The 15997-nt window shown below is 61.3% G+C and carries 8 protein-coding genes; 4 read left to right on the forward strand and 4 right to left on the reverse strand.

Annotated elements, in window-relative coordinates; translation table 11 throughout:
* From AC07OG_RS07985 to AC07OG_RS07995, 3 genes are all read left to right on the forward strand, one after another.
* A complete protein-coding gene (locus tag AC07OG_RS07985) occupies positions 1 to 8655 on the forward strand; it encodes a glycoside hydrolase family 94 protein (protein ID WP_495066677.1) in 8655 nt (2884 codons plus the stop codon).
* Between the two features lie 74 nt (positions 8656 to 8729).
* On the forward strand, positions 8730 to 9455 hold the full coding sequence (locus AC07OG_RS07990) for a Crp/Fnr family transcriptional regulator (protein ID WP_060542073.1): 726 nt from the start codon (positions 8730 to 8732) through the stop codon (positions 9453 to 9455).
* 85 nt (positions 9456 to 9540) lie between these two features.
* A complete protein-coding gene (locus tag AC07OG_RS07995; protein WP_495066678.1) occupies positions 9541 to 10737 on the forward strand; it encodes a GAF domain-containing sensor histidine kinase in 1197 nt (398 codons plus the stop codon).
* A 74-nt stretch (positions 10738 to 10811) separates the two neighbouring features.
* Here the strand turns inward: AC07OG_RS07995 and AC07OG_RS08000 are convergent, their stop codons facing one another.
* The 3 genes from AC07OG_RS08000 to AC07OG_RS08010 are packed head-to-tail and all read right to left on the reverse strand — an operon-like array spanning position 10812 to position 12714.
* The gene (locus tag AC07OG_RS08000) at positions 10812 to 11636 is read right to left on the reverse strand and encodes a DUF3618 domain-containing protein (RefSeq protein ID WP_495066679.1); all 825 of its coding nucleotides are present in this window, start codon (positions 11634 to 11636) and stop codon (positions 10812 to 10814) included.
* Positions 11633 to 12064, reverse strand: a complete 432-nt coding sequence (locus tag AC07OG_RS08005; RefSeq protein ID WP_060542070.1) for a phage holin family protein — start codon at positions 12062 to 12064, stop codon at positions 11633 to 11635. Before AC07OG_RS08005 ends, AC07OG_RS08000 begins: the two co-directional genes overlap by 4 nt.
* Positions 12064 to 12714: a hypothetical protein gene (locus AC07OG_RS08010; RefSeq protein ID WP_495066680.1), complete on the reverse strand. Its 651-nt coding sequence runs from the start codon at positions 12712 to 12714 to the stop codon at positions 12064 to 12066. Before AC07OG_RS08010 ends, AC07OG_RS08005 begins: the two co-directional genes overlap by 1 nt.
* Positions 12715 to 13050: 336 nt before the next feature.
* On the opposite strand from AC07OG_RS08010, the gene AC07OG_RS08015 reads away from it, so the two are divergent.
* The gene (locus AC07OG_RS08015) at positions 13051 to 14388 is read left to right on the forward strand and encodes an MFS transporter (protein ID WP_495066681.1); all 1338 of its coding nucleotides are present in this window, start codon (positions 13051 to 13053) and stop codon (positions 14386 to 14388) included.
* Between the two features lie 180 nt (positions 14389 to 14568).
* On the opposite strand, the gene AC07OG_RS08020 is transcribed toward AC07OG_RS08015, so the two are convergent.
* Positions 14569 to 15777 (reverse strand): MFS transporter, encoded by a 1209-nt coding sequence (locus AC07OG_RS08020; protein WP_060542067.1) that lies wholly within the window; start codon positions 15775 to 15777, stop codon positions 14569 to 14571.
* Positions 15778 to 15997 lie beyond the last annotated feature (220 nt).

The following is a 15997-nucleotide window of genomic DNA, read 5'->3' on the forward strand; positions in this document are numbered from 1 at the left end:
ATGAACAGCATATGGACACGCATGCAAAAGGTGTTTCCCCGTTCGTCCGGATTTTGGCGAACCGGTCATTTGTCCCGCCCCCGATTCGAATACGAGCCGATATTACGCTCGGAGCTGATTAACGCCGATCAGATGGCCAGCCACGGTATCGCCCTGGCCGGACAGCATCGCCTGAGCGCGTTGTCCGCAAAGGACGCCATGCTGCGTCGACTCGATGACAACGAACAACTGCTCAAACGCAGCTGCTCGGCGCTGACCCACGCGCAAATGTCCAGCCGACGGGTAACGCCGGCAGCAGAGTGGCTGCTGGACAATAACTTTCTGATCGAAGACCACATCCGCACCGCCCGCACGCACCTGCCCAAAGGCTACAGCCGTGAGTTGCCACGCCTGATCAACGGCCCGTCCGCCGGGCTGCCGAGGGTCTATGACATCGCGCTGGAGACCATTTCCCATGGCGACGGCCGAGTCGATGAGCAAACCCTCAGTCGCTTCATCGATGCCTACCAGACGGTGATGCCTCTGGCACTGGGAGAGCTGTGGGCGATCCCGATCATGTTGCGCCTGGCGTTGATCGAAAACCTGCGTCGCGTGGCGTCGCGGGTCATGGCCAACGCCGACGATCGAAACCTCGCCGATGACTGGGCCGAGCGCCTGATCGAAACCTCGGAACGGGATATCAAGAGCGTGGTGCTGACCGTTGCCGATATGGCCCGCTCCACACCGCCGATGACCCCGGCTTTTGTCGCCGAACTGACCCGCAGCCTGCAGGGTCAGAGCGCAGCCCTGGCCCTGCCGCTGAGCTGGATCGAGCAGATGCTCAGCGAGACCGGTTCGAGCATCGAACGCCAGGTGCAGCTCGATGCGCAGCAACAGGCCGCGGATCAGGTGTCCATCGGCAACAGCATCGGCAGCTTGCGCCTGCTGTCCGCCACCGACTGGCGCGAGTTCGTCGAATCGATGAGTCATGTCGAACAGATTCTCGCGCAAGACCCGGCGGCGATTTACCCGACCATGGATTTCGCTACCCGTGACAGCTACCGGCATGTCATTGAACGCCTGGCCCGAAGCAGCCCCCAATTATCGGAAATCCAGGTCGCCCGCGCCGCGATCGATCTCGCCACAGCCGGGACCGCCACGGTCCCCTGCCCGTTGCTGGCCCGCCACGTCGGCTATTACCTGATCAGCGCCGGGCTGCCAACCCTGGAGCGCCGCATCGACGCCCGGGTGCCGCTGCATAAGCGCTGGAACCGGTTGTTGCAGCAATCCCCGCTGATTTTTTATCTGGCCCCGGTGGCATTGCTGACGCTGCTGTTTGCCTGGCCGCTGCTGGCCTCGGCGCGACGCGACGGATTGCCTGACGTAGCGCTCCTGCTGCTGGCCATTCCATGCCTGATCATGACCAGCCGACTGGCCGTCAGCCTGATCAACTGGCTGGTGACCTTCAGTCTGTTGCCGGCGGTTCTGCCGAAAATGGATTACGCCAACGGCATTCCCGACGAGGCGCGAAGCCTGGTAGTAATCCCGACGCTGATCGCCAGCCTGGCCGATGTCGATGAGTTGGTCGAAGGCCTGGAGGTACGTTTTCTCGCCAACCGCGACGACAACCTGTATTTCGCCTTGCTCAGCGATTTTCTCGATGCCAATGAAGAATCCCTGCCGCAGGACGCCGATTTGCTCAACCACGCCTCCCGTGCAATCACCCTGCTCAACCAGAAGTACGCGGACGGACTCAACGACCGATTCTTTCTGCTGCATCGGCCACGGCGCTGGAACGCCAGTGAACGCGTGTGGATGGGCCACGAGCGTAAACGCGGCAAGCTGATCGAGCTCAACGCCCTGTTGCGCGGCAACGGACAGGAACGTTTCGACACGATCGTCGGCGATATCACGCCATTGCACCAGGTTCGCTACGTCATCACCCTGGACACCGACACCCTGCTGCCGCGCGACGTCGCCCGTCAATGCGTGGCGGCCATGATGCACCCGTTGAATCGTCCGTTGTTCGACAGTGCCGGCGAGCAGATCATTTGCGGCTACGCCGTGTTGCAACCGCGGGTCGGTATCAGCCTGACCAGCGCCACGCGCTCGAGCTATGCCCGGCTGTTCGGCAGCGATGCCGGGGTAGATCCCTATACCCGGGCGGTTTCGGACGTTTACCAGGATCTGTTCCAGCAGGGCTCGTTCATCGGCAAGGGCATCTACGACGTGGATGCTTTCACCTGTGCCCTGGAAGGTTGTCTGCCGGATAACCAGATTCTCAGCCACGACCTGATCGAAGGCTGTTATGCCCGATCCGGCCTGCTCAGCGATGTGCAGGTCTACGAGCAATACCCCTCGCACTTTGCCGCCGATGTAAAACGCCGGCATCGCTGGATACGCGGCGACTGGCAACTGCTGCCGTGGACCTTGCCCTGGGCGCGCAACGCCGATGGAAAACGGGTGCGCAACCGGCTGAGCGTCATGGCGCGCTGGAAGATTCTCGACAATCTGCGCCGCAGCCTGGAACCGCTGGCGCTGTTGCTGATGTTTGCATGGGCCTGGCTGGCCAGCAGCGAACCGCTGGGCTGGACCGTCGCAGTCATCGGTTTGCTGGTGATTCAACCCTTGCTGCGAGCGGCGAGCGATCTGCTCCGAGCCCCCGCCGACGTCCCCTACAGACAATATCTGGGGGCGCTGCTGGGCGATCTCGGGCAGGACCTGGCCCGGGCGTGTCTGGCGCTCGCCTGGCTGCCTTTCGAAATGCTCTACAGCGTCGATGCTGTACTGCGCTCGCTCTGGCGGATCGGCTTCAGCCGGCGTCGCCTGCTGCAATGGCAACCCTCGCGCGAGGTGGAACGCACCACCGATAACCGGTTGTCCGGCCTCTACCGGCAGATGTGGATCGGGCCCGTGTCATCCCTTGCCTCTTTGGCCCTGCTGGTGGACAACCCGCAGACGCTGGCCATCGCCAGCCCGCTGCTGTTGTCGTGGCTGGTTGGCCCCTGGGTCGCCTGGCGACTCAGCTCACCCCCCGGGCAGTCGGTGTTCGCGCCGTCGGCGCAGGAGTTACGCTTCCTGCGGGTACTGGCGCGCAAGACCTGGGCATTTTTTGATCAATACGTCGGGCCTGAAGACAATTGGCTGCCCCCAGACAACGTGCAGGAACAACCCAGGCCGGCCATTGCCCATCGCACCTCCCCGACCAACATGGGCATGTCCTTGCTCGCCCACCTGGCCGCTCACGACTTCGGCTATTTGAGCACTGAGCGCCTGCTGAACCGGCTTGGGGCGTCACTGGACAGCATGGACGGCCTGGAGCGTCATCGGCAGCACTTCTACAACTGGTACGACACCCAGACCCTGGAGCCGCTGCGACCGCATTACGTCTCAACCGTCGACAGTGGTAACCTGGCGGGCCTGCTGCTGACCTTGAGCACCGGTCTGACGCAACTTGCAGACTCGCCGCTGTTCGGCCCTGCACTGATCAAGGGCCTGCGCGACAGCCTCGACATCCTTGTCGTGTGCCAGGGTGGCGCAAGTGCGGATCAACCCGCCTTGAATCAACTGGGCAAGCGCCTTGATCTTGTCTCGCCAGAGGCGACGCCAGGCATGCTGGTCGATTTGCTGCACACGGCACGCCTCGCGGTCGCAAACATGCAAGCGGACAGCAACGAGGAAAGCCTTTACTGGCGCGAGGCGTTTAGGCTTCAGTGCAATGACTGGACAGAAGAACTGCTGCGTTACCAGCTCCCTGCCCCGCTAACCGCTACCGCGTCGACGACCTTGCGTCAGCTGGCAGCGTTGAACCCCGCCGACTGGGCAGCCGAACACCACCCGCAAATAGAGCGGGTGCGCAGTGTCGCCGGATCGCGTCTGGCGACACTGGAGCGTCTGGCTGTATTGGCGACCGGGTTGGCACAGATGGACTACTCGCTGCTTTACGATCAACAGCGCGACCTGTTCGTCATCGGTTACAACGCCGAAGAGCTCCGGCTGGACAGCGGTTACTACGACCTGCTGGCGTCCGAGGTGCGACTGCCCATTTTCGTCGCCATCGCTCAAGGACAGATCCCCCAGCGCGCCTGGTTCACCCTGGGCAGGCTGCTGGGTGAAAACGCCGGGGTACCGACCTTGTTGTCCTGGTCGGGCTCGATGTTCGAATACCTGATGCCCATGCTGGTGATGCCTAACTACGAGGGCAGCCTGCTCGACCAGACCTGCCGGGCCGCCGTGGCGGTGCAGATCGAACATGGCAACACGCTGGGCATCCCCTGGGGCGTTTCGGAGTCCGGTTACTACACCGTCGACGCGCACTTCAATTATCAGTATCGCGCCTTCGGCGTTCAGGCCCTGGGGCTAAAGCGCGGGCTCAGCGATGACGTGGTGATTGCGCCCTATGCCAGCGTTCTGGCGTTGATGGTCGACGCCGAGGCTGCCTGCAAGAACCTGCAGCGCCTTGCCGGGCAAGGTTCTGCAGGCCGATTCGGACTGTATGAAGCGGTGGACTACACCGAGGCCCGCGTGCCCCGCGGTCAGACCCTCGCCGTGGTCCGCTCGTTCATGGCTCACCACCAGGGCATGAGCCTGCTGGCGTTGACCAGCCGACTGCTCGATCAACCCATGCAACGGCGATTCGAGGCCAACCCGGCGTTGCAATCAGCCCTGTTGCTGTTGCAGGAACGGGTGCCCAAGTCTGCTGCGCCGTACCTGCAGACCGCGCAATCACCGGCGCCCGTCAATGCCGGCGAGGGCCAGAGCGAGGAAAACGGCCTGAGGGTGTTCTTCGATCCGGGACGCAAACGTCCGGCCGTGCAATTGCTCTCCAATGGTCGCTACCACGTCATGCTGACCAGTGGCGGCGGAGGCTACAGCCGACGCCACGACATGGCCGTCACCCGTTGGCAGGAGGACATCTCACAGGACAACTGGGGGACGTTCTGTTACCTGCGCGACGTCCAGACCAATACGCTTTGGTCCGCGGCTTATCAACCAACCTTGCAGCAAACCGAAAGCCACGAGGCGATCTTCAGTGATTCGCGCGCCGAATTTCGCGCGCGCAATCTGGATTTCGACACCCACCTGGAAATTGTTGTCTCGCCTGAAGACGACATGGAACTGCGGCGCCTGCATGTGACCAATCGCGCGTCAGTGGCCAAGACGCTGGAGGTCACTACCTATGCCGAAGTCGTGCTGACGCCCCCGGGCAACGACGCGATGCACCCGGCATTCAGCAAGCTGTTCGTGCAAACCGAACTGCTGCCTGAGCTTCAAGCCATTATCTGCAGTCGCCGCCCCCGGGCCAGCGATGAAGCGACGCCGTGGATGTGCCATTTGCTGGCCGCACACGGGGTGGATATCGATGCGATCTCCTACGAAACCGATCGTGCCCGATTCATCGGCCGTGGACGCAGCCTGGTATCGCCCGCAGCCCTCGATGGCGATTGCCAGATGTTGTCAGGCAGTGCTGGCCCGGTGCTGGATCCGATAGTCGCGATTCGCTGCAGGATTACCCTGCAACCTGGCCAACAGGCCACCATTGACCTGGTCACCGGTGTCGCCGACAGCCGTGATGGTTGCCTTTATTTGATCAACAAATACCGCGACCGCCACCTCGCCGACCGGGTGTTCGACCTGTCCTGGACCCATAGCCAGGTGCTGCTGCGTCAGCTCAACGCTTCGTTATCCGACGCCCGCCTATTCGAACAGATGGCTTCGTCCCTGCTATATGCCAACGCCTCGATGCGCACCGACAACACGGTGCTGATGAGCAATCGGCGCAATCAGACAGGGCTCTGGGGCCAGGCCATCTCCGGCGACTTGCCCATCGTGTTGCTGCGGATCCACAGCCTGGACAACATCGCCCTGGCGCAGCAGATGATTCAGGCCCACGCCTACTGGCGACAAAAAGGCCTGGTGGTCGATCTGCTGATCTGGAACGAAGATCAGGCCGGCTATCGCCAGCAACTGCAGGACGCGATCATGGGCCTGATCACCTCCGGCAGTGAAGCCACCCTGCTGGACCGTCCGGGTGGCATTTTTGTGCGGCCGGTGCAACAGATTTCGAATGAGGATCGCGTGCTGGTGCTCTCGGTCGCAAGGCTAGTGCTCAGCGAAGGTTCGGGCAGCCTCGCCGAACAGGTTCACAGGCGCAATGTGTCGCCGGTGCACGCGCCGTTTGTGGCGACCCGGCCGTATAAAGCCGGGCCGCTTTCACCACAGCCCAAGCCTTCGGCGCTGCTGCTGGAAAATACCTATGGCGGCTTCAGCGCTGATGGCAATGAATACATCATCAGCGGGCTGGCCGACCACCCGCCACCGGCGCCCTGGGTCAACGTGATCGCCAATGCCCATCTCGGTACTGTGGTATCGGAGGCCGGCAGTGCCTACACCTGGGCGGAAAACGCCCATGAGTTTCGCCTGAGCCCCTGGCACAACGACCCGGTCACCGATCGCAGCGGCGAAGCCATTTACCTGCGGGATGAAGAGACCGGGCATTTCTGGTCGGCGGCACCCCAGCCCTGCCCCGGAAAAGGCCCGTACCAGACTCGTCACGGTTTCGGCTACAGCGTGTTCGAACATGAAGAAGACGGCATTTACAGCGAGCTGTGGATCTACGTGGCGCTGGATGCGCCGATCAAATTCTCGCGGTTGTTGTTAAGCAACCGCTCGGGGCGCAGCCGCAAGCTGTCGGTGACCGGGTATGTGGAATGGGTGCTGGGCGATCTGCGCGGCAAGTCGGCCATGCATGTGGTCACCCAATCGGATCCGGTCAGCGGCGCCCTCTTCGCCCGCAACGCCTACTCGGTGGAGTTTTGCGAGCGGGTCGCGTTCTTCGACACCGACACGGTGAATCACGGCGTCAGCGCCGACCGTACCGAATTCATTGGCCGCGGCGGCACCCTGGCCGCGCCGGCGGCGATGCGGCACGCCGGGTTGTCCGGGCGTATGGGCGGTGGGCTGGACCCCTGTGCCGCCCTGCAGGTGGCGGTCGACCTCGTCGATGGCGCCAGCCAGGAAGTTATCCTGCGCCTGGGCGCGGCCGACTCCGGCAACGCCGCCACCCAACGGGTGCAGCGCTATCGGGGCAGCCTGGCGGCCGCCACGGAGTTGCAGAAAGTTCGCGACCACTGGCGCTCGCTGCTTGGCGTCATTCGTATCGAATCGGCAGCGCCCGCGGTCGACGTCATGGTCAACGGCTGGTTGATGTATCAGGTCATCGCCTGCCGCTTCCAGGCCCGCAGCGGCTACTACCAATCGGGCGGTGCCATTGGTTTTCGCGACCAGTTACAAGACAGCATGGCAATGATCCACGCCGATCCGGCTGCCGTGCGCGCGCATCTGTTGCTGTGCGCCGGTCATCAGTATGCCGAAGGTGACGTGCAGCACTGGTGGCACCCGCCAATGAATCGAGGGGTACGCACTGGCTGTTCCGATGACTTCCTGTGGCTGGTGGCCGCCACCAATCGCTACGTGGAAGTGACCGCAGACGTGGCCGTGCTGGACGAGTCCGTCGGCTACCTGGAAGGACGCCTGCTGGCTGCTGCTGAAGAATCCTACTATGACCTTCCGGGCACCTCGCCGCTGCACGAGTCCCTGTATCGACACTGCGTGCGGGCCATCGAACACGGCTTGCGTCGCGGCAAGCACGGCTTGCCGCTGATGGGCTCCGGTGACTGGAACGATGGCATGAATCGCGTCGGCCATCTGGGTGCCGGGGAAAGTGTCTGGCTGGGCTTTTTCAGCTATCAGGTGCTGGAACAGTTTGCCGTGACTGCCCGTTTGCACGGGGATGACGACTTTGCCAAACGCTGCAGCGAGAGCGCGCGCACCCTGCAAAGCAACCTCGAGCAAAGCGCCTGGGACGGCGCCTGGTATCGCCGGGCCTGGTTCGATGACGGCCAATTGCTCGGCTCGGCCAGCAATGAAGAGTGTCGCATCGACTCGATTGCGCAAAGCTGGTCGGTGCTGTCAGGGGCCGGTGCTGCGCATCGCCAGATCCAGGCCATGCAGTCACTGGATGAGCATCTGATCAAGCGCGACATCCGCGCCGTGCTGCTGCTCGATCCGCCGTTCGACAAGGGCACTCTGGACCCTGGTTATATCAAGGGCTACGTGCCCGGCGTGCGCGAGAATGGCGGGCAGTACACCCACGCTGCCGTGTGGGCGGGCATGGCGTATGCGCAACTGGGTGAAGCGGGCAAGGCCTGGGAGCTGCTGAACCTGATCAACCCCGCAGTTCCTGCCAACAACGTTCGAATCGACACCTACAAGGTCGAACCCTACGTGATGGCCGCCGATGTCTACGGCACCGCGCCCCATGCCGGGCGCGGTGGCTGGACCTGGTACACCGGCTCCGCCGGCTGGATGTACCGGTTGATTGTCGAGTCATTGCTGGGCGTACAGCGCAGCGGCCGAACACTGAAAATCGAACCGCTGATACCGGCGGACTGGCCGGGTTTCATGCTGCACTACCGCTATGGCAAGGCCCTCTACCACTTTGATGTGCGTCAGGGCAGTGCAACCGTCACCACCATGACCATCGACGGCCAGCCAGTCGGCGGCAACGCGCTGACCCTGGATGACGACGGCCTGGAGCATTGGCTGCGGGTAGACTGCCGCGCTCGCTCCCCCCAGCCCCTGGCGCTGGCCTACGAGCAAGCCGTCGATCAGTAGACATCGATCACCAGCCCGGGCGCGCATGGGAGTACCCTGAGTCGGTACGTCCCCTACCGCCACGGTGCTTTGCCATGTATGCCTCACCCCAGCCAAACCACAATCATCTGCTTGCGGCGCTCCCGGCCTTCGACCTCAAGCGCCTGATGCCGCACCTGGAGCAAGTCAGCCTGGTGCTGGGCGATGTGCTGTATGAACCGGGGGATACCTTGCGCCATGTTTACTTCCCGACCGACGCTATCGTTTCCCTGCTGCACGTCACGGAAAACGGCTCGTCAGCGGAAATCGCCGTGGTCGGCAACGAGGGCTTGATCGGCATCGCCCTGTTCATGGGCGGCGAAAGCACCTCCAGCCGGGCGGTGGTGCAAAGTGCCGGCAGCGCATTTCGCCTGCCCGGGCAAAAACTCAAGAAAGAGTTCAACCGCCATGGCGATCTGCTCCTGCTGATGCTGCGCTACACCCAGGCGCTGATCACGCAGATGTCCCAGACCGCCCTGTGCAATCGCCATCACTCGATCGACCAGCAATTGTGCCGATGGCTGCTGTTGTCCCTGGATCGTCTGCCCGGCAATCGCCTGAACATGACCCAGGAGCTGATTGCCAACATGCTCGGCGTGCGTCGCGAAGGCGTTACCGAAGCGGCTGGCAAACTGCAGCGCCAAGGCGTCATCGAGTACAGCCGCGGGCAGATCACCGTACTGGACAGAGTGCGCCTGGAGCGGCTCAGCTGCGAGTGCTACCTGGTGGTCAAGACCGAAACCGATCGTTTGTTGCATTACACCCGGCGGCAGGACGAATGATGATGCTGGTGTCCGGCCGCACCATTGGCCAAGTACCGAGTTTAAAGATAGGCTCTGGCCGACCTCCCTATCGAACATTCAGACCATGACCGGCCCAGACTTTTCCCCTGACGTCCACGCCATCCGCAGCATTGATGCCGTGCCCGTCATCTTGAGCATGGTCAAGCATCTGACCGGGATGCGTTTTGCCGCTGTCGCCAGGGTTACCGACAGAAGCTGGGTCGCCTGCGCCGTCGATGATTCAATCGATTTCGGTTTGAAGCCTGGCGGCGAACTGGTCCTCGAATCGACCATCTGCCATGAAATCCGCCAGCACAGAAAACCGGTCATCTTCGGTCACGCCAGTGCACACCCGGTTTTTTCGCTGCATCACACCCCGAGAACCTACGGTTTGGAGAGCTATATCTCCATCCCTATCATCAGGGCCAATGGCGATTTTTTCGGGACCTTGTGTGCCATCGATTCGGTACCGGCCAATCTCGACGAGCCTGCCATTGCCAAGACACTGACACTTTTCGCCCAACTGATCGCCATGAGTCTTGATACGCAAAGCCGTCTGGAGACAACCAAAGCCGCGCTGGTCGATGCCACTGAACATGGACGGCTGCGTGAGCAGTTCATCGCCGTATTGGGGCATGACCTGCGCACGCCCTTGAGCGCGATTCGGCTGAGCGCCGACCTGCTGGAAACGAAAACTACCGAGGTGCGATCACTGAACCTGATCGCTGCGATCCGCAATAGCTCGACGCGAATGGGTGTCTTGATAGAAAACGTGCTGGATTTTGCCCGGGGAAGAATGGGGGGCGGGATCCCGGTCAGGCGCCAGTTGACCGATGATCTGGGGCGCACGCTGAAACTGACCCTGGATGAAATACAGGCTTCACACCCCCAGGCGACCCTGATCCACTCTCTGGACATACCGCCCGGCATTTACTGCGACTCGTTGCGTTTGAGCCAGTTGCTTTCCAATCTCCTGGGCAATGCGGTCACCCATGGCTCACCGACCGCGCCCATCAACGTGCGAGCCTATGCCGAAGGTGATGAAATCGTCGTATCGGTGACCAATCAGGGCGCTCCGATTCCAGCACCGCTGATGCCGCTGCTGTTCGAACCCTTTACCCGCTCCGAAGCGGGTCAGCGCGGTGAAGGTCTGGGATTGGGGCTTTATATCGCTTCACAGATTGCCACGGCGCACAACGGCAGCTTGAATGTCTCCTCGACGCGGGAGACAGGAACTTGTTTCGTCGCAAGATTCCCGGCTGCGTTCAAATGGATCAGATGAGTGTCTGCCCTGTACACTCAGCGGAAAAAAATAGCGGGAAGCCGGTTCAGACTTCCCGCTAATCCTGCTACCCCTTACGAAGTACCCAAACCTCTGGACAGATCGGCTGGACCATTGCTGGCTTCGGCTTGAGCCTGTTGCGGCTTGTTCTGTGCATCCGGGTGATCAGTCGTTTTGGTAACGGTATCGCGCACCGCCTCAAACCCCTCCCGTGCCTGCTGTTTGACCTTGTCGGCCAAGCCGGCGCTGGTCTTGCCCATGTAGCGTTGCTCCGTCGCCGTCGACGGTAATGCCGCGCCGAGCATGGCGCCCAGTGCAATACCCGCAGCGGCGACCATCAGCGGTTGTTCCTTGAGCAAACGGCCCAACTGATCACCCACTACCTGCGTGCTGTGCACCAAACGGTCGCTGGCGTCGTGCATGGCGTGGCTGATGTTGTCGCTGGCCGCGCCGAGGTTGTCTCCCAGGTTCGCCGCCTTGTCTTTCACGCTCTGATAACCCTCCTTGAGCGTGTCGGCAGTCTGGTGCAAATGGTCTCGCGCACTGTCGATACCCTCCGCCAAGCCATCGGCCCACTCTCCGGCCTTGTTCTTATCCGGCGTCACGGGGTAAGTCAGGCGCGGCGTCGGCGCACGGTTCTGGCTCATCATCAGCCACAGCAAACCAACCGATGTGAGCACGGCTGGAACGGGATTATTGCGCACGCTGGTGCCCAGGTTGCTCAGGAAAGTCGTCCCGTTGTTCTGCATAAAAGACAACGCCTGATCGAAGGCCTGGCCCGGGGTGAACTTGCTTTCCAGTGCGTCGACAATGTTGCCGATGCTTTCCCGCTGCGCATCGATATCGCGCTCGATGGCCTCTGGACTTTTCTGCGACTCGTATTCGAATTCACTGTTCATGAGACTCTCCTGCGCAGCGCTTCCTGGTCTTTGTTCAAGGCGTCCAGCGTCCGGTCAGGTTTTAAATGGGACGGCTCGAACTGTTTTTTTCCAGCCTGGAGCATGGCGAAGCCGACGATCATCACCACGACGCCAACAATCAGCGCAGCCAGCCACGGCGCCATCACGATGCTCAGCCCATAGACGGCGGACATCAACAGGATGATGAAGCCTGCCAGCAGCACAATCGCACCGCTCGCGACCCCGGCAATGCCTGCCTTGAGCGTTGTCAGGCTGGTCTGTAGCTCGGCTTTGGCCAACGCCAGTTCCTTGGTGAACAGCGCGGGCACTTCGCGGGCCAACTGCCGTAGCAGGCCGACGACCGAAACGTCAGGATCAGGTACGGGCATCGGTCTTGCGCCAGGGAAATCCGGATCTTCTCTGTTCATCACAGTGCTCCATTGAAGTTTGTCGAACCAGGGGTCGGGCGAGTAGCAAAGTCCGAAGTGTGGTCATGCTCGTTGGGCGCGGCCGGCGTAATGCCAGTGGCCAGGCCAGGGCCTTGACCCGCGTGTGATGGTAGGGGCGATTCGTAGGGCCGCTGCGCTCCAAAACCACCTGACGCAGGCATTGAATGGCCTGCGGCCGGATCCCTGGAATCGGCAAATGTCGCCGCGGGGGCGGCACCGGCCTTGAGAAAGCGCGACAGGCCAAAGCCCAGGGCAATGCTGCCGGCAATGAACAACGCAGGGTTGTTGCGGGCCAGGTCGGCGCCGTCATGGAGCAACTGTTCGGCACTTTTGCCTCGCAGATTGCCGGCCAGCCCGCTCATGGATTCGGCCATGTCCGCGAGGTAGTCGGACATGCCAAGGGCATCCTTGTCCTCCAGTTCCGAAACGAAAGACTTCGCCCCTTGGGCCAGCGCCTCGATCTGGTCGGCGGCGGTATCGCGATATTGGCCGAACTGCGCATCCGCCTGCTGCCGGGCGCCGCCCAATGCCTCTGTGACGTTTTCCTTCAAGTGTTCAAAGCCTTGCTCTGGCCCTCCTGAATCAGGTTTATCTGGCTGGCTGTCGGTGCTGCTGTCAGTAGTGTTCATGTCGCCCCTCGCCTTCTGAATGAAAAAAAGCGTTATCAGGGATCGCCACGAAACAGCCGCAGCCCCCCCTCAATGCAGATGACGGAACGGCGTTATGGGGAGTTCCAATGGAATGATGAGTGCACTTTTAAAGATCGCAGCCTTCAGCAGCTCCGACACGTTTAGGCGACTCCCTGCGGGAGGCGGCGATCTTTTAAGTCATTGACGGAGGACGCTGGACACCAGATTCAACAGCCGCAAGTCGGTCCTGACTATGCCGATGACACTTTTGAGGTAAAACGCCTGGGCTTGTGACCGGATAATCGAAAGCTTACTAACGGAATGCCGGGGTCCACCATGACGAATGCAGCTACCGAACAAGTCAGTGCAAAAACGCTGAGGAAAGTGATTGTGGCTGCCGGCATCGGCAATTTTGTCGAGTGGTTCGACTTCGCCGTCTATGGTTTTCTGGCCACGACCATCGCCCAGCAATTTTTCCCCAGCGGCGATGCCAGCGCCGCCTTGCTCAAGACCTTCGCGGTGTTTGCCGTGGCCTTTGCGTTTCGGCCCCTTGGCGGGATTTTCTTCGGCATGCTGGGCGACCGGATCGGCCGCAAGCGCACCCTGGCCATCACGATACTGCTGATGGCCGCGGCGACGACCTTGATCGGTCTTCTGCCCACCTACGCCGCGATCGGGGTCATGGCGCCGGTGCTGCTATCGCTGATCCGTTGTGCCCAGGGCTTTTCCGCAGGCGGGGAATACGCCGGTGCCTGTGCCTACCTCATGGAACATGCACCAAGTGATAAACGCGCCTGGTACGGCAGCTTCATCCCTGTGTCGACATTTTCCGCGTTTGCCGCAGCAGCGGTGGTGGCCTACGCACTCGAGGCGTCACTGTCGGCCGAAGCGATGGGCAGCTGGGGCTGGCGCCTGCCGTTCCTGGTTGCCGCGCCGCTGGGCCTGGTTGGACTCTACCTGCGCTGGAAACTCGATGAGACCCCGGCATTCCAGGCGGTGACCCAGGACCATGCGGTCGCACACTCCCCGCTCAAGGAAACCCTGCGCAACCATGGCGCGGCGATCTGCTGCCTGGGCGCCTTCGTGTCATTGACGGCCCTGTCGTTCTATATGTTCACCACCTACTTCGCGACCTACCTGCAAGTCGCCGGTGGCCTCACTCGTGCAACGGCGTTGCTGGTGTCACTGATTGCGTTGCTGTTCGCCGCGGCGATCTGCCCCCTCGCCGGGTTGTATTCGGACCGGGTCGGTCGGCGAATGACAGTGGTGACCGCTTGCGTCCTGCTGATCGTGGTGGTGTATCCATCGTTCCTGATGGCCAGTTCCGGCTCGTTCGCCGCGTCCATCGTCGGCGTCATGCTCCTGGCGATTGGCGCGGTGTTATGTGGCGTGGTCACTGCGGCCTTGCTTTCGGAAACCTTCCCGACCCGAACCCGATACACCGCCTCGGCAATTACCTACAACATGGCCTACACCCTCTTCGGCGGTACCGCCCCGCTGGTGGCGACGTGGCTGATCAGCACCACCGGCAGCAACCTGTCACCGGCGTTCTATCTGATCGCGGTGGCATTGCTGGCGCTGGCGGGTGGCTTGGCGCTACCCGAGACTTCGCGGATTTCCCTGCATGACATTGCGCCCCGGAACAACGGAGCAGGCGTCAGCGCCACGGCCTGAAAGGCGCCAAAAAGGGGACGGCACTGACCCTGCCCCTTTGCCACCAACCCCTCATCAGATAGCAGCGATCAGCCCGGGTGAATCCGGGCTCGATCCATGTTCAAAGCAGCGCTTACCCTGACAGGCTCTGGAGGTGAACTGTTTTCTGATTGGGTCCTGTCACTGGTTCAGCAGTGCCAATTACTGGACGGTCGCCTCGGGGTACATCGCCGGCGCGGCGCGAAGTATTCGCATACCGAGCAGCACGACCACAACCAATACGACCCCCGCGACAATACCAACACCGAACCCTGCCCGCGCGCCGTAGACGTCGATGACCAGGCCCGCAAGTACCCCACCGAGCGCTACGCCGGTGCTTATACCTGTCGTCATCCAGGTCAGCCCTTCGGTGATCCTGGACGATGGAACGATGATCGAACCAAGATTCATGACAATGACCATAGTGGGTGCGAACGAACTGCCTGCTACAAAAAGCATCCCGGCAAGGATGTAGACATCCGCAGAGAAAATCGGCAGCACGCCCGTTACCGCTGTTACCAACACTCCTGCAAGGAACTGCTTTTCAATCGACAGGGTGAGCCTCAACATGCCGAATGTCAGGCCAGTGATCAATGAGCCGAGGGCATAGGCCGCGAGGATGAAACTGGCAGACGCGGGCCAACCTTGTTCGTTGGCGAAAGCAACCACAGCCACATCGATTGATCCGCCAATCACCCCCATCACCAGAAGCGCCACCACGATGGTGCGAACACCAGGGATAAACAAGGTCGAACCTGTGCTCTTGCTGCTGGATACGACGACCTTCGGCTCGGTCTGACGCTGCAGCAGAAAAGCCGTGACGCCGATAATCAGCAGCACCACCGCGGCAAGGGGGCCGGCTTCGGCGAAGAAACTCGTACTCAAGCCAATGGCGATGGGTGGGCCGATAATAAAGGCGAGTTCAGTCAGTACCGTGTCCAGCGAGAAGGCCGTGTGTAGTTGCGGCTTGCCACGGAAAAGCTGTGTCCAGCGCGCCCTTATCATGGCGGGCATGCTGGGCATCATGCCCGCCAATGCCGCAAGAATAAAAAGCAGTACGACCGGAGCACTCAGATACACAGCCAGTATCAGCGCCAGCAACATGCCAACGCTGAAGGCCGTCACCAGGGGCAGGACTCGACTCTGACCGCGCTGATCAACGAGTTTCGACACTCGTGGGCCGATCAAGGCATTGGCCAGGGTAAAAGTACCTGCGACAGCACCGGCCAGCCAATACAACCCGGTATGCTGCACCAACATGGTAATGATGCCGATGCCGATCATGGCGTGCGGTAGACGGGCAATGGAACTCGCGATGACTAACCCCATTACCCCGGGGGTTGTCAGAAGCTCGCGATAGGGATTAGCCATGATTTCTCCACTTTTATGATTTGACGCGGAGAAATACCCCGCTACAGGCGGTTTGAACTATGGGCAGGGAAGTCAAGGCGCCAACACTTTATTCCACCATACTTCTTGCCAGTTACTACGAGCCGCCAGCAGAGAATCAGCGAAAAAGGAAGCATCCTACTTGGCTATCGGAAAGAGCTGACAATGCGAGCAATGTGTTCAGAGTTCACGCAAAAAAATC

The organism is Pseudomonas sp. GW821-FHT09H03 (genome assembly GCF_059415945.1).